This is a genomic window from Pseudomonas zeae (assembly GCF_014268485.2).
Lineage (GTDB): Bacteria > Pseudomonadota > Gammaproteobacteria > Pseudomonadales > Pseudomonadaceae > Aquipseudomonas > Aquipseudomonas neuropathica.
The window spans coordinates 437,480-457,292 of sequence record NZ_CP077090.1; the positions used below are offsets into that span (position 1 = coordinate 437,480).

At 55.0% G+C, this 19,813-nt stretch carries 17 protein-coding genes and 1 tRNA gene; 9 read left to right on the forward strand and 9 right to left on the reverse strand.

Annotated elements, in window-relative coordinates; translation table 11 throughout:
- Both pgaC and pgaD read left to right on the forward strand, forming a co-directional pair.
- Positions 1-1,356 (forward strand): poly-beta-1,6-N-acetyl-D-glucosamine synthase, encoded by a 1,356-nt coding sequence (pgaC, locus tag HU754_RS01905; protein WP_116256406.1) that lies wholly within the window; start codon positions 1-3, stop codon positions 1,354-1,356.
- Positions 1,353-1,880 (forward strand): poly-beta-1,6-N-acetyl-D-glucosamine biosynthesis protein PgaD, encoded by a 528-nt coding sequence (gene pgaD, locus HU754_RS01910; RefSeq protein ID WP_186620826.1) that lies wholly within the window; start codon positions 1,353-1,355, stop codon positions 1,878-1,880. Before pgaC ends, pgaD begins: the two co-directional genes overlap by 4 nt.
- A 102-nt stretch (positions 1,881-1,982) precedes the next feature.
- Here the strand turns inward: pgaD and HU754_RS01915 are convergent, their stop codons facing one another.
- Positions 1,983-3,512, reverse strand: coding sequence for an FAD-dependent oxidoreductase (locus HU754_RS01915; protein WP_099757679.1), 1,530 nt, complete (start codon positions 3,510-3,512; stop codon positions 1,983-1,985).
- A gap of 139 nt (positions 3,513-3,651) precedes the next feature.
- Here HU754_RS01915 and HU754_RS01920 point away from each other — a divergent pair, with 139 nt between their 5' ends.
- The 5 genes from HU754_RS01920 (at position 3,652) to HU754_RS01940 (ending at position 7,462) form a co-directional block, all read left to right on the forward strand.
- Positions 3,652-4,212: a YbhB/YbcL family Raf kinase inhibitor-like protein gene (locus tag HU754_RS01920; protein ID WP_093440364.1), complete on the forward strand. Its 561-nt coding sequence runs from the start codon at positions 3,652-3,654 to the stop codon at positions 4,210-4,212.
- Positions 4,213-4,299: 87 nt separating this feature from the next.
- Positions 4,300-5,979 (forward strand): vWA domain-containing protein, encoded by a 1,680-nt coding sequence (locus tag HU754_RS01925; protein ID WP_186620825.1) that lies wholly within the window; start codon positions 4,300-4,302, stop codon positions 5,977-5,979.
- Positions 5,980-6,009: 30 nt separating this feature from the next.
- On the forward strand, positions 6,010-6,591 hold the full coding sequence (locus HU754_RS01930; protein WP_175559670.1) for an RNA polymerase sigma factor: 582 nt from the start codon (positions 6,010-6,012) through the stop codon (positions 6,589-6,591).
- Positions 6,588-7,172 carry a hypothetical protein gene (locus tag HU754_RS01935; protein ID WP_186620824.1) on the forward strand — a complete coding sequence of 195 codons (585 nt, stop codon included), beginning with the start codon at positions 6,588-6,590 and terminating at the stop codon, positions 7,170-7,172. Before HU754_RS01930 ends, HU754_RS01935 begins: the two co-directional genes overlap by 4 nt.
- A 20-nt stretch (positions 7,173-7,192) precedes the next feature.
- The gene (locus HU754_RS01940) at positions 7,193-7,462 is read left to right on the forward strand and encodes a hypothetical protein (protein WP_186620823.1); all 270 of its coding nucleotides are present in this window, start codon (positions 7,193-7,195) and stop codon (positions 7,460-7,462) included.
- 290 nt (positions 7,463-7,752) lie between these two features.
- On the opposite strand, the gene HU754_RS01945 is transcribed toward HU754_RS01940, so the two are convergent.
- The 7 genes from HU754_RS01945 to HU754_RS01975 form a co-directional block, all read right to left on the reverse strand.
- Positions 7,753-8,547: a M48 family metallopeptidase gene (locus HU754_RS01945; protein ID WP_186620822.1), complete on the reverse strand. Its 795-nt coding sequence runs from the start codon at positions 8,545-8,547 to the stop codon at positions 7,753-7,755.
- Positions 8,544-11,852 carry a type I restriction endonuclease subunit R gene (locus HU754_RS01950; RefSeq protein WP_264082794.1) on the reverse strand — a complete coding sequence of 1,103 codons (3,309 nt, stop codon included), beginning with the start codon at positions 11,850-11,852 and terminating at the stop codon, positions 8,544-8,546. The genes HU754_RS01945 and HU754_RS01950 overlap by 4 nt, the downstream gene beginning before the upstream one ends.
- Complete coding sequence (locus HU754_RS01955) at positions 11,849-12,853, reverse strand: virulence RhuM family protein (RefSeq protein WP_186620821.1); 1,005 nt, start codon at positions 12,851-12,853, stop codon at positions 11,849-11,851. The genes HU754_RS01950 and HU754_RS01955 overlap by 4 nt, the downstream gene beginning before the upstream one ends.
- Positions 12,854-14,056 (reverse strand): restriction endonuclease subunit S, encoded by a 1,203-nt coding sequence (locus HU754_RS01960; protein ID WP_186620820.1) that lies wholly within the window; start codon positions 14,054-14,056, stop codon positions 12,854-12,856.
- The gene (locus HU754_RS01965) at positions 14,046-15,569 is read right to left on the reverse strand and encodes a type I restriction-modification system subunit M (RefSeq protein WP_186620819.1); all 1,524 of its coding nucleotides are present in this window, start codon (positions 15,567-15,569) and stop codon (positions 14,046-14,048) included. The genes HU754_RS01960 and HU754_RS01965 overlap by 11 nt, the downstream gene beginning before the upstream one ends.
- A gap of 2 nt (positions 15,570-15,571) precedes the next feature.
- Positions 15,572-16,144: a restriction endonuclease subunit S gene (locus HU754_RS01970; RefSeq protein ID WP_186620818.1), complete on the reverse strand. Its 573-nt coding sequence runs from the start codon at positions 16,142-16,144 to the stop codon at positions 15,572-15,574.
- Positions 16,145-16,205: 61 nt separating this feature from the next.
- Entirely contained in the window at positions 16,206-16,466 is a 261-nt protein-coding gene (locus tag HU754_RS01975) for a hypothetical protein (protein WP_186620817.1), read from the reverse strand.
- Between the two features lie 238 nt (positions 16,467-16,704).
- On the opposite strand from HU754_RS01975, the gene HU754_RS01980 reads away from it, so the two are divergent.
- Entirely contained in the window at positions 16,705-17,631 is a 927-nt protein-coding gene (locus HU754_RS01980) for a DUF5655 domain-containing protein (protein WP_186620816.1), read from the forward strand.
- A gap of 69 nt (positions 17,632-17,700) precedes the next feature.
- Here the strand turns inward: HU754_RS01980 and HU754_RS01985 are convergent.
- A tRNA-Arg gene (locus tag HU754_RS01985) sits at positions 17,701-17,777 on the reverse strand.
- A 442-nt stretch (positions 17,778-18,219) separates the two neighbouring features.
- On the opposite strand from HU754_RS01985, the gene gabD reads away from it, so the two are divergent.
- Positions 18,220-19,662 (forward strand): NADP-dependent succinate-semialdehyde dehydrogenase, encoded by a 1,443-nt coding sequence (gene gabD / locus HU754_RS01990; RefSeq protein WP_007917688.1) that lies wholly within the window; start codon positions 18,220-18,222, stop codon positions 19,660-19,662.
- Positions 19,663-19,813: the final 151 nt, after the last annotated feature.

Here is a 19,813-nt window from a genome sequence, read left to right on the forward strand (position 1 = left end):
ATGCTGGATAGACTGTTAGCCCTGCTTGTTCTGGCGCTCGTCCTCGGCGTGCCGCTGGGGCTGATCTTCCTGGTCACCGGGCAGTTCCTGATGGACTTCGTGTTCTTCTACCCGCTGTTCATGTCCGGGTTGTGGATTGCCGGCGGCCTGTACTTCTGGCTGCACTGGGAACGCCACTGGCCGTGGCAGGACGACACCCTGCCACCGCCACTGGAAGGCGAGCCGCTGATCTCGATCCTGATCCCTTGCTACAACGAAGGCGACAATGCCGCCGATACGATCCACGCGGCGCTGGCCCAGCATTATCCGAACATCGAAGTTATCGCGATCAACGACGGCTCGAAGGACAACACCGCGCAAGTGCTGGATGCGCTGGCCAAGGAAGATCCGCGCCTGCGCGTGCTGCACCTGGCGGAAAACCAGGGCAAAGCCGTCGCCTTGCGCATGGGCGCTATCGCAGCGCGCAGTGAGTATCTGGTATGCATCGACGGTGATGCGCTGCTGGCGCCGAACACCGCAGCCTATCTGGTCGCACCGATGCTGGATAACGCACGCCTTGGCGCGGTGACCGGTAACCCGCGGATCCGTACGCGCTCGACGCTGGTCGGGCGGGTGCAGGTCGGCGAGTTCTCCTCGATCATCGGCCTGATCAAGCGCACGCAACGGGTATTCGGGCGGATTTTTACCGTCTCCGGGGTGATCGTCGCGTTCCGCCGTACCGCGTTGAACCGCGTCGGTTACTGGAGCCCGGACATGATCACCGAAGACATCGATATCAGCTGGAAGCTGCAACTCGACCACTGGAGCATCTTCTACGAGCCGCGCGCGCTGTGCTGGATCCTCATGCCGGAAACCCTTGGCGGCCTGTGGAAGCAGCGGTTGCGCTGGGCGCAGGGCGGTGCCGAAGTGCTGTTCAAGAACATCCGTGGCATCTGGCAGTACCGCCATCGTTACCTGTGGCCGCTGCTGTTCGAATACTGCCTGTCGACCGGTTGGGCGTTCACCTTCTTGTTGTCGGTAATCTTCTGGTGCGTCGGCAAGTTTGTGGTCATGCCCGAGGCGATCGCAGTGGATCACCTGATGCCACCGGCATTTACCGGTTTGTTGCTGGCGTTCGTCTGTCTGGTGCAGTTCGCGGTAAGCATCGTCATCGATCGGCGCTATGAGCCGGGATTGGGCCGCACGATGTTCTGGGTGGTCTGGTATCCGTTGGTGTTCTGGCTAATCAGCCTGCTGACCACGTTGGTCAGCTTCCCCAAAGTGCTGTTCGGCCAACATCAGAAACGTGCGCGTTGGGTCAGTCCTGATCGGGGCATCAAACCGATCGGCGACGACGAAGAGGAGGTCATCAAATGAAAATCATCCGGACTCGCCAGCGGCCCTTTCTGGTAGTGATCGATGTGATCCTCACCGTTGTGGCCTGGGTTGGCCTGCTGTTTCTGCTGATCCGTGGCTTATGGCCGCTGATCGAAACTCACGCGGGCGGGCCGCTGCTCGATAAGTCGGCGTTCGACGCGCTGGGCACCCTGCAGATCTATCTGTGGGTGGCCTTGGTCAATGCGGTGATTCTGATCGGTTGGGCGCGTTATCAGCAGCGCAAAAGCCGCAGCTTCGCCCAGCGCCGCTTGCCATCGCCGGTGATTGACGATGAAGGGCTGAGCAAGAGTTTCAAACTCTGCGATGAGCGCTTTCAGAAACTGCGCACGCCTGGGGTGATGACCATTCATAACGATCAGGAGGGTGACATCAGCCATGTGGTGACACATTTCTGGCCTGTTCATCCGCAGGAATTGCCACCGCCGCTGGCACCACTGGAGCATCCGCGGGTGATCTTTCTGCATGCTGAAGATGACGATAATCGCGAACCCCTTCCCCGTTAATTAATCGTTCCCACGCTCCGCGTGGAAATGCCTCTAGGGACGCTCTGCGTCCAGTGACGCGGAGCGTCACGGGCTGCATTCCCACGCAGAGCGTGGGAACGATCAAGCGTAATCGCGGATCAATGTCCAGGCCTCTTCCATTGCCAGCGGTTGCTTCATCCGTTCGGCCAACAGCGCCATTGCACGTTCTTTTTCGCAGGCGACTGCAGCGACCAGCACACCGTTTCTGCCGAACAGACCGATAAAGGGCGGATTTTCGGGTTCGCCGAGAAACTCCACTTCATCCCAGTGTTCGGCGTGGCCGAGGTAGTCGTAATTCTTGCCGAAGTGCCAGGTCCAGAAAAACGGCACGTCGAGGTAATGTTCTTCGCCACCGAGCATATTGGCCGCGGCGATGCGTGCGTGTTGCTGGGCCAGGCGCCAGTGTTCGATACGCTGCAACTGGCCGTTCAGCGGGAAGGTGGCGATGTCGCCGATCGCCCACAGGCCGTCCGTAACGCGCATGCCGTCATCGACGCGCAGTGACTGATCTTTTTCCCTCGGCAGTGACGCGAAGGCCTCGGTGGCCGGGTGCACGCCGACCCCGGCCAGCACCAGATCCGCCGAAAGACGCAGGCCATTGTCCAGCAATACGGCCTCGACTTTGCCTTCGCCGATGATCTCGGTGGCTGCGTGTTCGGTGATGAACTTCACCCCGTTCTGTTCGTGCAGCGCGCGAATCGCTTTGCCCACGGCTTCACCGAATTGCGCAGCGAAGGGAATCGCGTGGCGAGCCAGCACCGTGACATCGAGACCATACTGGCGCAGGGCCGACGCACATTCGAGGGCGATGAAGCTGTCGCCGATGATTACCGCACGTTGCTCCTCTCTGGCAGCGTGCATGATCCGTTCTGCCTGAGCTTTTGAGCGCAGCACGAATACCTGCGGAAGATCTGCGCCGGGTAAATCCAGCGGATTGGGCTCGCCGCCAGTGGCGAGCACCGCCGCGTCATAACTCAGCGTCTGGCCGTCGATAAGGTGCAGGGTTTTGTTCGGAGCGTCGATTGCGCTAATTTCGCCTTGTTGGCGTTCAATGCGCTGGTCTTTATAGAAATCATCCTCACGCAGCGGCGGTATTTCTTGCGGGGGCATCTCCCCGGCAAGGACAAATTTGCTCAGCACCGTACGGTCGTAACCCGCCCCCGGCTCGTGATCGATCATCACGATCCGGCCACCGAAACCCTTTTCCCGCAACGCCGCCGCGCACGCTGTACCTGCCGCGCCGGCACCGACAATCACGAAAGTGCGCGAATCGTCCGCCGGCGGCGTATGCGGGTCGGGCAACGGCTGATCATCGACCCAAACCTCGTCGCCACGCAGCTCCAGCGGATAGCGCTTGAGGCTGTCGAGCGCCGGGGGCTCGCACAACGCACCATCCTCGGCGCGAAACGCAGCCTTGTGCCAAGGGCAAATCAGCCGTCCGTGACACAACGCACCGTCAGCCAGCGGTGCGCCGGCATGTGGGCATTCGCCCTGATAGGCACGTAATTGCCCACCGGCGCGCAGCAGCACGATCTTGCACGCGCCGATTTCAACTTGCAGGCCACGGTCTTCTGGGACATCGGCGATACGGGCGACACGGTGCACTGGCATGATCGGCTTCCTCACGGGCATTTCTCTTGTGAGTTTGCGCGGTAGTGCGAGGTTCAGCCATTTGCTACTGCCACGGCGCGAACGGTACAGCTATAGTTTGCAAGCCGACGACGGCCCAACTGCACAAGGTGCTCCCGGAATGACCCGATTGACCTCTCTCAACCCATGGCTGGCGGCTCTCGCCGTCACCCTTTGCGTGCAGTTTCCGGCGCAGGCCCAGGAGCGTTTCACCCTGAACATCCCGGGTGTTTCCGATAACCGCCTGTTCACCTCGGCAGCGGCCAGCGATGCACCCGGCTGCGGCGGCAAGAACCAGTCGCCAGCGCTGAGCTGGAACGCTGGACCTGTCGGCACCCAGAGCTACGCGATCGTCATGCACGACCCGGATGGCCAGAAAGGCCTGGGCGTCGATCACTGGATTCATTACGGCATCAAAGCCACCACGCACCAGATTGCAGCGGGCGTCGGTGCCAAATCCGCGCTCGAAGGTCTCGGCGGCACCAACAGCAAGGGCAACACCCATTACATGGGGCCGTGCCCGCCAGTGGGCGACAGTGCGCACCACTACATCATCCAGATCTACGCGCTGGATCTGGCCCCGGACGCCTTGCCCGCCGGTCTGACCCGCGCCGAGCTGATGGAAAAAATCAAAGGCCATGTGCTGCGCAACAGCAGTGCGGTGCGGCGTTATCACCGCTGAAAATATTTTTAGCGGCGTTTAACCCGAACTGAAAGGGCTGCCCGTCTCAGGAGATGAATGATCAAATTCATCCCGAGGTCAGCCCCCATGTCTCATTCTCTTTTGCGTCCTGTTGCGGTTGGTGTGCTGCTGGCGCTCGCCGGTTGCGGTGCTTCGTCCACACCCGATTCTGCTGCTGTGCCTGCACCGGCGGAGCCTGAGGTGTTGGTTCAGCAGGAAGCCGTGATGGCTGACAGCTCAATGGCCAAACGCGCGCTGTACAGGATGCCCAATGCGGGCAGCGCGCCGATGCCGTTGAGTGAAAGTTATCCACAGAGCTATCGCGACGAGCAGCGCGAGCAGTATCAGACGTTGGCCGATAACCCGATCCACAGCGTCGCCGAGACGCCGGTTTCGACTTTCAGTGCCGACGTCGATACGGGCGCTTATGCCAACGTCCGCCGCTTGCTCAATCAAGGTCGACTGCCACCGGAAGGTGCGGTGCGGCTGGAGGAACTGGTCAATTACTTCCCCTACGACTACGCGCTGCCCAGTGATGGCTCGCCCTTCGGCGTGACCACCGAACTGGCCGCTTCACCGTGGAACCCGCACACGCGCTTGCTGCGCATCGGCATCAAGGCCTCCGACCGAGCCGTGGCGGAACTGGCCCCGGCCAATCTGGTATTTCTGGTCGACGTGTCCGGCTCGATGGATCGCCGCGAAGGCCTGCCGATGGTCAAAAGCACGCTGAAATTGCTGGTCGATCAGTTACGCGATCAGGATCGCGTTTCGTTAGTGGTGTATGCCGGCGAATCGAGAGTGGTACTGGAGCCGACCTCCGGACGCGAGAAAGCGAAAATTCGTACAGCCATCGAGCAATTGACCGCCGGTGGCTCGACCGCTGGCGCCTCGGGTATCGAACTGGCCTACCAAATGGCGCAGCAGGCCTTCATCCCCAAAGGCATCAACCGCATCCTCCTGGCCACTGATGGTGACTTCAATGTCGGCGTCAGCGACTTCGACAGCCTCAAACAAATGGCTGTGGATAAACGCAGAACCGGGATTTCGCTGACGACCCTGGGTTTCGGTGTGGATAACTACAATAAGCACTTGATGGAACAACTGGCCGACGCAGGCGACGGTAACTACGCCTACATCGACAATCTGCGCGAGGCACGCAAAGTATTGGTGGATCAGTTGAGCTCGACCCTCGCCGTGGTGGCGCAAAACGTCAAACTGCAGGTGGAATTCAACCCGGCGCAGGTCAGCGAATATCGCCTGCTCGGCTACGAGAACCGTGCGTTGAAGCGTGAGGACTTCAGTAATGACAAAGTCGATGCCGGCGAAATCGGCGCAGGACACACGGTGACCGCGCTGTACGAAATTGTTCCGGCGGGCGAGCAGGGCTGGCTGGAGCCGCTGCGTTACGGCAAATCCGACGCTGTTGTTTCGGCAAAGAGCGGAGAATTAGCGATGCTGCGTGTGCGTTATCAGCGTGCCGAAGGTGGGAAAAGTCTGCTGATCGAGCGGCCCATCGCCAATCAGGTTGTAACTGCCAGCGAAGACCTGCGCTTTGCCGCTGCCGTCGCCGCGTTTTCCCAACAACTCAAGGACGCTCGCTATACCGGCGACTTCAGCCTGAAAGACACCGAAGCACTGGCTCGCGGCGCTCGTGGCGATGATCGCTTTGGTCTGCGCAATGAGTTTGTGCAACTGGTCGAATTGGCGCAGAGCTTGCGCAGTTCAACCGCATCGAACGCGTTGGCCACTGAACAACGGATCGAATAAGTGAGTCGTCTGAAAGGCTTCATCAGTCAGCTGTTTGCCTCGGCAGACAGCTCAACCGCCAGCAGCGATGAATCGCTGCTGGCGCGTTATCGCCAGGGCGACAGCGCGGCGTTCGAGACCTTGTACGCGCGTCATCGCCAAGGCCTGTATCGGTTTCTGCTCGGATTGAGCGGCAAACCGGAACTGGCCGACGAGGTGTTTCAGGAAACCTGGCTGAGCCTGATCCGCAGCAGCAGTCAGCCACAAGGGCGGGCGACATTTCGTACGTGGTTGTTCCAGATTGCCCGTAATCGCCTGATCGACCACTGGCGCAAACACGGCGCCCGGCAACCGTTGCACGACAGCTACGACGAGCAAAATCACGCGGTCAGTGATGAGGCAAATGATCCCGAACAGCTGCTCAGCCTCAGTCGAGACAGCCAGCGCCTGGAAAGCGCCCTGCAAACCCTGCCTGCCGACCAGCGCGAGGTGTTCTTGCTGCGCGCCCACGGCGACCTCGACCTGGCACAAATCGCCAGCCTCACCGAAACACCGCTGGAAACCGTCAAAAGCCGCTTGCGCTATGCCCAGCAAAAACTGCGTCGGCTGCTGGCCGAGGAGGTACTGACATGACTGACGCCCGCCAGACACCGGAAGATTCGGTGATTAAACATGTTCGCGAACAGCACAACGCTGAACCGCCAGCGCACCTTGATGCGTTCATCCTCAACGCTGCGCAGCGTCAAACCCCTGCGCCGAAACCAAGCCTGTGGCAACGCTGGGCGGATTTATGTCGCAAACCACGCTGGCAAGTTGCATTCGCCAGTCTCGTCGGCGTGGCTTTGATGTTATCGCTGGTACAGCGCGCCCCTGAACCGGACTACGCGCCAGCCCCCAAGCTTGCCGTACCGATGACCGACACGGACTCAGCGCAACTGCACCGATTGTCCGCTCCGGCCGGCGCCATGCCGGCACCTGCGCCGATGATGGAAATGGCGGCGCCGATGCAAGATCAAACTATCAGCGCCGGTGAAGCCAAACTCAGCAAGCGTGCTGCCACCCCGGCCAACGGCCTCGACGCACAACTGCGCGAAGTCCTGCGCCTGCGCGAATCCGGCCAGTCACAAGCCGCCGACAGCCTGTTCAACAACCTGCACAAACGCTACCCGAACGCCGATCTCGACGCCCGACTCCAACAGCTGCAGAAAAAATGACCGCCTGACCCCTCAGCCATTTGGCATTGCCCCGCAAAAACGCGCACTATCGGGGCATTGCCGATGCGCTGGAGGACAACGTGGCAGCAAAAATTGACCGCATCGCCCAACTGCTCAACTGCCCGGAGAAGGGCGAAGAGATGCGGCGAGCGATTACCGAGACGCGTAAGGAATTTCTGCTGAATCAGCCGGAAGAGGATGTCGTTGATGAAGACGAGGTTTTTGAGGAGGAGGTTGAGGAGGAAGAAGACGACGATGATTACGACGAGTTCGACTGGACGACGGAGTAAGGGTTGGCCGTGGAGCACCAGCACCCTCAAATGACTAAGCGTTTAGGGAGGGGGGACACGGATGCTAGGGGAACAACAGTCGATTTTTCTTGGACTACCCAAGAAAAACTACCCAAGAAAAACTACCTAAGAAACTACCCAAGAACGTTCTCGACCCGATTAAAGTCAGCGGATCGGAACGTCGAGTTTTACTTGAGTTGCCCAGTTTGAGCATTTTAAGTGGGTATCGCATGGGAGTAAGAGCATCAGTGATACCCGCATGCGTGGCTTTGGGTGATGAATGCTTAAACCTATTTTTGTTCAATTGTTGCTAAATCGCTAAGAACAAGCGCTGCCATGCCATCCAGTCGAGCCTTGACCCTTTCCCAATGCGGCATGACCTGTCTCATCAGCCGGTAAAACCGCTCGCTGTGATTATGTTCTGCGATATGGCAGAGCTCGTGAAGGATCACGTAGTCAATGCATTCGCGCGGCGTTTTAACCAGGTGAGGATTCAAGGTGATCCGACCATTGGGTGAGCAACTTCCCCACTGAGTCTGCATCGTCTGAATACGTAAGGGCGGCTCGTCCACTACCCATAGCGTTTGCTCAAGTACAGCTTGTAGGCGCCGACTGAATACGTCACGAGCCCTCACCCTATACCAGGCTCTGAGATGTTCACGCACAATCTCGGCCTTCTTCTGTCTGACAGAAATTTCTAGCTTTCCCCTTAGCAAGCGTACTTGCGGAACATCAGAAGTGGCCTCTATCACTTTGAGCACGTGTTGTTTGCCCAAGTAGTAATGACTTTCTCCGCTGATGTATTGGCGTGGCGTCACGTGCGCTGAGTTTTCTCGGAACTGACGCAACTGCTGGTAAATCCAACGGCCACGTTTTTTCAATGCTTGCAGCACTTCCTCGTCATTCGCACTGGCAGGTGCTTGCACCGATACTCGACAGTCCGGGTCGACCTTGATCAGCAGACGCGGCACTTGTCGTGCTTTGGGTGCGCGCTCCACGACAATGAGTTCGTCGGCGTAGTGAAAGCTAAGCCAGTGTTTTGCAGCGCGTCCATGAGCTTCCGGCAGAAGGATGGGAACGCTCATGCAGCTCCCAGTCCTACGCGAGTGATCTGAACCACCGTTTCAACGATGACTTTCGCTTGGTCCATTCCAGCACCGATTGCCTTGCACTCTTTGAACATCAGCGGCAGCAGTTTCTTGCGAATATCCGCTTCAATGTTTTGCGGATTAATCGAGTGTTCGGCGACGGACGCTGTAACCATTTCCTCGAGGCTGAAGGCGAGCTTGACCCACATGTCCTGAGCTTGTGCATCAAGTGCCGCAAACGTATCAGGCAGAGTCTTCTTGAACACGCCGTAGTAGGCCTGTGCATGTTTGTTGCCGGAAAACGCATCCGGTAGCTCATCCAGTTTGCGCGACTGCACCTGTTGTTCGAATTCGTGAAACAACATGTACTGCTTCAGTGGGTGATCGAAGAGCTTTTCTGCTTCCTCGATAGCCTGACGCAGTAGTTTGGAAAAGGCCTCTTGAGCATAGGGATCGTCTTTAAGATCCTGCTCAATCATCTTGCTAACCCGAGTCTTGATGATGTCAGTCTCGTTTCGGGTTTTTTCCTCAGGCCAGTCCTCAGGCTGTTTCTGCCCCATCCTGCCGACTTCATATGTGCCTTTGGGCTCTCGCACCTCTACACCGACCACATGTTTATCCAGCAGCTTACGCACCCGTTCGGCGTATTCGTCGTAGCTGATGGTTTCACCCGCGTCTTGCTTGGCCAGCATCCTCAAGCTGGAAAGCTGCTGCAGGGTTTCCTTGTAGTGCGTTCGATCCGCCTCGGTGAAGCTGGTGTCTTCGAAAAACGAAGCCGACTGCAACGCTACTTTCAAGCAAGACGCGAACTCGGTCAGCGCGTCGTAGAAATCCTCGCGGACCTTGAGATTGATATCTATAAACTCGCCATCAAGCTCTTGCATCCTCGGCACCAGCACATGACGCAGTTGTTCGATATCACCCTTATTTTTAACGTTGGCAAAGATCGCCCACAGATTTTTGTAAAGAGAGGGCAGGCGTTTGTACTCACTGCTCATCGGATCGTAGAGACCGGCAATGTCATTGATGTCATAGCCGCCTTGGGTGCGCGATGCCAAGTCCTGGTACTTCTGAATCGTGGTATCGAGTTCGGTGAGGATGCCGCGATAGTCAATCAGCAAGCCGAACTTCTTCAGTGGGTGCAACCGGTTGACCCGGGCAATGGCTTGAATCAGGTTGTGCTCTTTGAGTGGCTTGTCGATGTACAAAACGCTGTTCTTTGGTTCATCGAATCCGGTTAACAGTTTGTCTACAACGATCAAAAGTTTGAGCGAATCATCCTTTTCGAAGCGTTCGATTACCTGTTTGGTATAAGTCTGCTCGTTAGTGCCACCAACGTTTTTGTTCCACCATTGGGTCACTTCCGGAATGTTGGACTCGTCGACCTCCAGATTGCCCTCACGGCTGTCCGGCGGACTCATCACGAGAGCGCTTTCGAACAGACCCGCTTCGTCCAGATACTTTTTGTATTTGACTGCCTCAGCCTTGCTTTCACAGGCGAGTTGCCCTTTGAGACCGTTGTCGACGTTTTTTACAAAGTGGTTGGCGATGTCCAAAGCAATCAGCCGAATACGGTCTTCAGCGGAGTAGATGCGCTGTTTTTTGGCAAATTTGCGCTTCAGATCTGTCTTCTGTTCTTCCGTCAGACCTTCGGTAATGCGTGCAAACCAGCTGTCTATTGCCCGGTCGTTTACGTCGAGATCAGGTTTACGCTCTTCATAAAGGAGTGGCGTAACCGCTTTGTCTTCCACTGCCCGCTGCATGGTGTAGGCATGAACAATCGGGCCGAATTTGTTAGTGGTTTTGTCTTTTTTCAACAGTGGCGTGCCGGTAAACGCCACGAACGCCGCATTCGGCAGCGCTTGTTTCATACGTACGTTGTTTTCACCGCCCTGGCTACGGTGACCTTCGTCGATCAACACGATAATGTCGGAGCTGGTATTGATACATTCCGGCAGTTTGGTGGCGCTGTTGAATTTCTGGATCAGCGAAAAAATGATGCGCTCATGACCGCGACCGATCTGTTCGGCGAGGCGAGTGCCTGAGGTCGCCATGGCAGACACCCAATCTCTTTTGCCGGAGAGCTCACCACTTGAGGCGAAGGTCTTGCTCAACTGGTTTTCCAGGTCGATACGGTCGGTAACTACCACGATTCGGCATTGTTTAAGGTCGTCGTGAAGTATCAACGCCTTGCTCAGGAACACCATGGTGAAGGATTTGCCTGACCCCGTGGTGTGCCAGATCACCCCTCCCTCACGGCCGCCGTCCTTGCGCTTGAGACGGACGCGCTCAATCAATCGCTTTATCCCGAAAACCTGCTGATAGCGCGCGACGATTTTGCCGGCCTTTTGGTCGAACAACGTGAAGTAACGCGTCATCTCCAACAAGCGGGTAGGGGAGAGCAGGCCAATCAACAATTGATCCTGCCCGGTCACTGCCAGCTCTCCACCCGCCAATAAGCCTTCATACCAAGTAAGGTCATCGGGATTGCGATGAGAAAACAGTGCATTTTTCTGTTCAGCGCTCAGGTGCTGATTCTTGATAGCGTGCTGTTTGGCGGTGCCGAGATCTTCATCGCGCCAGGCTGCCCAAAACTTCTGATCGGTTCCGCACGTTGCATAGCGACCGTCACTGCCATTGATCGAGAGCAGCAGTTGGCTGTAGGCAAATAGTCGTGGAATTTCATCGTGGCGCTGGTTGCGCAGACTTTGTGAAATCCCGGCATCAATGGTCGGGCCTTTCTTGGCGTGACCATCAGGGCGCTTGGCTTCAATCACCACCAGCGGGATACCGTTAACAAAGCAAACGATATCCGGCCGCCGAGTATCCACTCCACCGCTGCGCAGCACGCGGAACTCTTCGGTGAAGACAAAACTGTTGTTGGACAGATCCTGCCAGTCAATCAAAGCAATGGTCGGATTCGCCCGCTTACCATCAACGAACTCTGTCACCGAAATGCCATACAGCAAGTGGTTGTAGAGCTTTTCATTGGCCGCTTGCAGTCCTTCATTCAGAGCGGGGCTGCAGACCTCACTGACGAGGTTATCAATGGATTTTGCCGACAACGGGTATTCGTTACCCGCAAACGTGAATCGACGTTTACTCAGTTGTTCGCGAAGAAGGTCACGCAGTACCACTTCATCGGTTTTGCCGGATCTGGCGGCCAGCGCCTGTTCTGGCGACAGAAAGTCCCAGCCCAGGTTGCTGAGCAGGGTCAGCGCAGGCAATTTCGCGCTGTATTCTTCCTGAAATTTCGGGCCGCTAATCATCGGGGCAAATTCCTTGTGTGGCACTGACTTCATTGGGTCTTCTTGCTGCTACGCAAGCGTTTTTCCAGGTCTTCCAGTTCTTGAAGTTCCTGAGAGTCCACTGCTATGGCTTCTATTTTTCGGCGTTTCTTATCGAAGTCTTCGTATCGCTCATGCACGACTTGCTTCATGTGTTCGTGGCTAACCGTGCCCGCTGTACGTAACAGCGGCTGCTCGTTAAACGCCATAAAGCTGTCGATGTACTGCCGCCAGTTTTCCAGCTTCAGGTGTTGGCGCTGTTTTGCACGCAGCTCAGCGAAGTCCAGAAACATGCTGACCAGACGATTGAGCTGGTCCAGTTCTTCGCCGTTCAGGTAATTCTTGGCTACGACCACATCGGCCTTGCGTACGCGGTCACCTTTGAAGCTGAGCAGGTTCATGTTCGGTACGCTGGCATCGGCGCGGCGCACAATCAGTTCGGCTGCGGTATGTCCGGTCACGGCAAAGAACAGTTTGTTCTGCACCTCGGCGAACAACCGTGCGGTGTCTTGCTCATTGGCGCGATAGTCCTCGGCCAAGCAGAACAGATCACGAACCTTCTGATAGAAACGCTTCTCCGACGACCGTATGTCGCGGATGCGTTCCAGCAGTTCATCGAAGTAATCCCAGCGGGGCTCCTTCAGACGGGCGTCGTCCATCACGAAGCCTTTCAGCATGTACTCGCTCAGGGTTCGCGTGGCCCATTGGCGAAATTGTGAGCCGCGACTTGAACGGACTCGGTAGCCAATAGCGATGATCATCGGCAGCGCATAGAGCTGCGTCAGGTATTCCTTGCCGTCAGCGGCAGTTGTCAACTTAGAGTTGACAACTGCCGGTTCGGCGAGCTCGCCATCGGCCAAAACCGCCTGAATGTGCTTGCTGATGTTCTGCTTGCTGGACTGATACAGCTCGGCCAGCTCGAGTTGCGTGAGCCAGACCTGACCGTTCATTTCACGTAGCGTGAACTGCGCCAAACCGTCTTCGGTGCTGTAGAGGATCAGGTCGTTGATGGTCATTTATTGGATCTCGGTATTGACTCGGATTTTGCCGGTGAGCAGTTTTTGCATCAGGCTACTTTTCTCTTTTTTCAGATTGGAGAGCTTTCGTTGTAAGGCGTTGATTTCTTGATCTGCAGTAGATAATAGAGAGGCAATCGCTTTTTGTTCATTGATATCTGGAATAGACCATTTTATCTTGGCGAAATTAGAGTATTTTAAGTTCCAAGTGTCGGATACCATGCCCTGTGAATGTCTGTAAAACAAATGGATAACTGAAGGTAGTTTGAATAAGTAAGATGCATAGATTGAGTCAATTTCTTTTTGGGGTATTAGGACGGTATACGCTGGGCTAACTATTCCCTCAAATTTTGCAAGTCCGGACACACCCTGCCACATTCGCATAGTATTGTAGCCAATGTCCCCTATGCAGATTCTTAAATATTTTGATTTGTCAGCATTGGATGTGTCTTTTCTGCCTACATCCTCTCTATATATTACTCCGTCGTCAGAGGTGATCGATAATAGTGGTAAGTCTATGGAGTCAGTCTCTACACGCTCTTTGAATAATGTTCCGAACTTATACTTCGTCCAGTCACCTTTAAATGCAGGCAGCCTTCTTTTTTCTGTCAATAATAATTGCATTAGCGCGGCTTTTTGTAGCTTGCTATTGGAAATTAAGTTGGAGGTTGCATTTATCGCTTTGTCCCATGCAAACAACAATTCAGAAATTATTTTCTGTTCCTCTATAGGTGGTATTAGTGCAAGGACACCCGTCAGTCGCTCCGGTGATGTATGCTTTACTTTAGTGCCAGAAGCTTGTTCAGAAATCTGCTTTCTGATGTCCTTGAAGTTATATAGCCAATATAGGAAGTTGACATCTATTTTTGACGTGTCTAGCGATTTTATAAGCCCAAGTCGTTGATTGTGAAGATACTTATTGCCATCAGGGACAAGTGCTGTACTGCCTAGAAGGCCTGCCGCCTGTTCTGTCATAGCAATTACTACATCGCCCTTTTTTAGCAAATATCCTGCAGGTACTTCGCCAGTAAAGTACTTGGTTTTTGAACCTTGACATCGGAAACCACCTTCTTCATGAAAATGGCCAGGGGTCATTAAAATATGAGGGCCACAGTCTGAAAAATATTCACTTTTGAATGCAAAGCCGTGTTTTATATCGATCAGCGTTTTTAATGTGGTTTTTAGCCATCCTTCAGGCGCCATAACCCAACTCCTTCAAATAAGCGTCCATGCGCTCTTCAAGCTCAGCTATTTCTTTTGTTATTTTTTTTCTCTCGATACTCACCAGTGTTAGGTCTATATCTGCTTCTTGTTCAAAAGTATCAACGTAACGAGGAATATTTAGATTGTAATCGTTTTCTTGAATTTCTTTGAGGCTCGCACGGTGACTATATTTATCAGAGTTGATACGGTGACGATAGACCAGTAAGATGTTTCTTATATGCTCATCACCAAGGGCGTTCTGGTTTTTTCCGGATTTAAAGTCACGGCTAGCATCTATAAATATAACACTCTGATCGATTTTTGCTTTGTTGAATATTAAAATAGCAGCAGGAATTCCTGTTCCGTAAAAAAGCTTCTCAGGTAGACCAATTACCGCATCTAGTAAATTTTCATCAATAAGTTTTTGACGAATTTTTCCTTCGCTTGAGCCCCGGAACAGTACGCCATGGGGAACTACCACCGCCATACGTCCTGTCTTGGGTTTCAGTGTTTCAATCATATGTAATATAAATGCATAATCGCCCTTTGTTTTAGGTGGGATACCACGCTTGAATCGCCCGAAGTGGTCACTCTCTGCGATGTCATGCCCCCACTTATCCAACGAGAACGGTGGGTTTGCAGTCACGATATCGAACTTCAACAACTGGCGATTATGGTCGAGCAATTTAGGGTTACGCAGCGTGTCGCCCCACTCGATCTTGTGGTTGTCCTCACCATGCAAAAACATGTTCATCTTGGCCATGGACCAAGTAGAGCCGATGGCTTCCTGACCATAGAGCGCGTAGTTCTTGCTGTTATGGTGCTCACGCACTTTGCGTCCGCACTTCATAAGAAGTGAAGCGGAGCCGCAAGCCGGATCACAGATGGTGTCGCCCGGTTGTGGATCAAGCAATTCAGCGATCAACTCGGAAACCTCTGGCGGGGTGTAAAACTCACCCGCCTTTTGTCCGCCGTTGGTTGCGAAATTCTTGATCAAGTATTCGTAGGCGTTACCGATCACGTCCAGACTGCCAACGCGAGACGGTTTGAGGTTCAGCTCAGGCTTGGCAAACTCCTGAAGCAGGTCACGCAGAATGGTGTTCTTCTGCTTCTCTTCACCCAAGCGATCAGTGTTGAAGGAGATGTCCTGGAACACGCTTTTGCCAGCGTCCTTGAGCTTGGTGCCGTTGGCTTCTTCGATAGCGTGCAGAGCCTGGTCAATCCGCTCGCCGTTGCCTGGTTCATGACGCTTGTCGTACAGCGCGTAGTAGCTGGCGTCACGCGGCAACACGAAGCGTTCGTTCTTGAGCATCTCTACAATCAGTTCAGGCTCATCGCCGTACTGCTTTTGGTAGGTGTCGTAATGATCCTGCCAGACATCGCTGATGTACTTCAGGAAGAGCATGGTCAGGATGAAGTCTTTGTAGGTGTCGGCGCTGATCGTGCCGCGGAAGATATCGCAAGCCGCCCATAGCGCCTTGTTGATGTCGTCCTGTTTTACTTTGCCACTCATGGTCAATCCTTAATAAGTTGCTGATAAATGCCTTGGAGCATTTGCTCACGATTCGTATGAAGCTGGGCGATCAATTGATCTTCTTCATCCCAGAGGCGCTGCAAGTTCGTCAGCTTTGCCTGGGTTTCCAGCGACGGTAACGGGATAGGCATGCTCATCAGCGATGCTTTGCTGATGGCCTGAATGCTGCTGCCGTTTCGTTCGAGGCTTCGTTGGCTTTGTGGGAGGTTGATCATCCAGCACAGATATTCCGGTGAGATTTCAGCTGTTTTGCGGCTGACGATGAAAAATTGACTGGTAGCCACTATCCGTTGCCCTTCTTTATATAGCGCGGCGGTATTGCTATCGCCCCGAGCGACCACGGCGATATCTCCGTCTTCCAGCAGCGGAGGGTTTTTACTTCCCTCCCAACTGACTGAAATCAGTGCGTCGGCGTCGATCACGGCACGCTGGCGCAGGTCCTTTATCTGCAGGACTTTGATATCGCCGTCCGGGTTATTTTCCAGCGCTCCTCGGAAGGTGTAGCCAGATCGGACATTCGCCACGTCACTCAATGTGCATAATCGGGTTGGCATAGTGCTCTCAAAGTAGAATCGCCGTCCTTGGCGCACAGTCTTAAACGGTGCGGTGTGACGCTCAGGTTTTCAGCCACTGCGTCACTTCGGTTGGCAGCCCTTTCCAGGCTGCTTCTCCGTGCAGGCGAGTAACCAGCAGGCCGTCCTCTCTATCCATCACATCACGAAGATTGTCCCTGATCTGAACTGCGGTTTCCTGGGTGACGATAATCCATGTGGAATCCATCGCTTGGCACCAGGTGCCGTAACCTTTGATCCGCTCGAACAGGGATGGGCACTCTTGCGGCTTACCCCCGCCATAGGTGATTTGATACAGTCGCACGGCTTTGGCTCTCCTAACCGGTCAGTTATTGCATTCGCGGCAGGTTGCAGCCTGCCGCACCCCAAATTTTGTCAGTAGCGCTGCTACTTGATTGGTGGCGAGGCAATATCGCTCCGAAACACTTTGTCGTCAAATGTTATTTTTTGCAGTAGCTCCTCTATGGATTTGCGATTTCTCAGGAAGACTTTTGCAGATTTCGTTTTTCACCCTCAAAGCTGATCGCTGAAAAGGAATTTGGATGAGCGATATTCAGCTCTTTCGTTTGGGTTTGGCCGACGGTGCATGTGAGCTTCCGGGCAGAGCAGTCGCGGTGGAAAAGCAACTGCAAACCCTGCTCGAAGCGCATATGGAAACCTTTCTCGGGGTGCGTTTTCTCGCCTCTGAATACGCTACGGGCAAGACTCACAAGGGACGTATCGACTCCTTGGGTCTCGATGAGAATGGCTGTCCGGTCATCGTCGAATACAAACGGCACAGCAATGAAAATGTGATCAATCAGGGCTTGTTTTATCTCGACTGGTTACTCGACCACCAAGCAGAGTTTCGCTGGCTGGTGATGGAGACATTGGGAAAGGATGCTGCCGAACAGATCGAGTGGGGTGGCACGCGGTTGCTGTGTATCGCGGCGGATTTTACCCGCTACGATCAGCACGCCGTGCAGCTGATTCAGCGCAATATCGAATTGATTCGCTACAAATTGTTTGCTGATGATCTGTTGCTGCTTGAGCTGGTCAATGCGGTAAGCACTGGTAATGCCTCCGCAACGAGCAAGTCAGTAGAAGCTGATACGAGTAAATTTGCACCTGCTGCCAAGGACAAAACTTGGCAGGAACAACTCAGTCAGGCGACGAAAGAAATCTCTGAGCTCTTCGAGCAGACCAACAGCTATCTGCACTCCTTCGGTGATGACGTACAAGAAAAGCACTTGAAGCTATACGTTGCCTACCGTCGATTGAAAAACTTCGCCAGTTTGGTGGTGCAATCCAAGCGCTTACAGCTTTATCTGAAACTCAATCCCGATTCGGTCGAGCTTGTTGAGGGGTTCAGTCGCGATGTGCGCAATATCGGTCACTGGGGTACCGGTGATCTGGAGTTGAGTCTGCGTACTCAGGCCGATCTGGAAATGGCCAAAGTGCTGATCGAACGCAGTTATCAAGAGAATTAATGCCCGCTGAATCTCAGCCACAAAAAAGCCCCGGACCATCACAGTCCGGGGCTTTCTCGTTTAAATCAATGGTGCACCAGGCGGGATTCGAACCCACGACCCCTGCCTTCGGAGGGCAGTACTCTATCCAGCTGAGCTACTGGTGCAGCGGGCGACATCATACCTAGGTCGACTCGGGGCGTCCATGCCGGGTTTTGGCGGGTATTGTCAGTGCGCGTGTCGGCAGAAAGCGCTGCATTCCATAAAGCTGTAACGTCCTGCAAAACCCTCGCTTGGCGCTTTGGCAGGGTTGATCTAAGGTTTTCCTGCGACGGGGACTTTTGGCTCGTTGATCTGAAAAATTCCACAAATACGCCGTTTTTGTTCTTTTTTTCGAACGACCTATTGTCCTTTAACCCCTTTGATCCTACGATCCGTTTGAGATTTCAAACGCTCGTTGACCGGGCGTTGAAGCGCCGGTGTTTCGAATCGTGCACGGTTGATGCGCCACGCCCGGTCACTGATTTCCCTGACGGCAGCCTTGCGAGGCGCCTTTCTACAATCATAATTTGCTCCGCGCAGGCCGCGGTGCTGTTAAGGAAAGCCGACATGCAGCTTAAAGACACCCTGTTGTTCCGCCAGCAAGCCTTCATTGATGGCGCTTGGGTCGATGCGGACAACGGTCAGACGATCAAGGTCAACAACCCGGCCACCGGCGAAATCCTCGGTACCGTGCCAAAAATGGGCGCTGCCGAAACCCGCCGTGCCATCGAAGCTGCTGACAAGGCGCTGCCGGCCTGGCGTGCCCTGACCGCCAAAGAGCGTGCCGGCAAGCTGCGTCGCTGGTTCGAACTGATGATCGAGAATCAGGACGACCTCGCACGCCTGATGACCCTCGAACAGGGCAAGCCGCTGGCCGAAGCCAAGGGCGAAATCGTTTACGCCGCTTCGTTCATCGAGTGGTTCGCCGAAGAAGCCAAGCGCATCTACGGTGACGTGATTCCGGGCCACCAGCCAGACAAACGCCTGATCGTGATCAAGCAGCCAATCGGCGTGACCGCCGCGATCACCCCGTGGAACTTCCCGGCGGCGATGATCACCCGTAAGGCCGGTCCAGCACTGGCTGCCGGTTGCACCATGGTGCTCAAGCCTGCTTCGCAAACTCCGTTTTCCGCTTTCGCGTTGGCCGAACTGGCCCAGCGCGCGGGTATTCCTGCGGGCGTGTTCAGCGTGGTCTCCGGCAGCGCTGGCGACATCGGCAGCGAGCTGACCAGCAACCCGATCGTGCGTAAATTGTCCTTTACCGGTTCGACCGAAATCGGTCGTCAGCTGATGTCGGAATGCGCCAAGGACATCAAGAAAGTCTCGCTGGAACTGGGCGGCAACGCGCCGTTCATCGTGTTCGACGACGCGGACCTGGATAAGGCCGTTGAAGGCGCGATCATTTCCAAGTACCGCAACAACGGCCAGACCTGCGTCTGCGCGAACCGTCTGTACATTCAGGATTCGGTCTACGACGCGTTCGCCGAGAAGCTGAAAGTGGCTGTGGCGAAACTGAAGATCGGAAATGGTCTGGAAGACGGCACCACCACGGGTCCGCTGATTGACGAAAAAGCCGTGGCCAAGGTGCAAGAACACATCGCTGACGCCGTAGCCAAAGGCGCCACCGTGCTGGCTGGCGGCAAGGCGATGGAAGGTAACTTCTTCGAACCGACCATCCTGACCAACGTGCCGAAAAACGCCGCTGTGGCCAAGGAAGAAACCTTCGGTCCGCTGGCGCCGCTGTTCCGCTTCAAAGATGAAGCCGAAGTGATCGCGATGTCCAACGACACCGAGTTCGGCCTGGCCTCCTACTTCTACGCTCGCGACCTCGGTCGTGTGTTCCGTGTCGCGGAAGCGCTGGAATACGGCATGGTCGGCGTCAACACTGGGCTGATCTCCAACGAAGTAGCGCCATTTGGTGGCATCAAGGCCTCGGGCCTCGGCCGTGAAGGCTCCAAGTACGGCATCGAAGATTACCTGGAAATCAAATACCTCTGCCTGGGCATCTAAGCCGAGAAAGGGATTGCTGCAAACGCAAAGGGCACGAGAGCGCTGTCCCTTTGCGTGGTTTCAAACCGGAATTTTCTCTGCGGCCAGGAACGCCGTGGCAGTCGATCATCGCATGCTGCCACCGTCGATTTCTCCCGCTTAATCCTTGAAC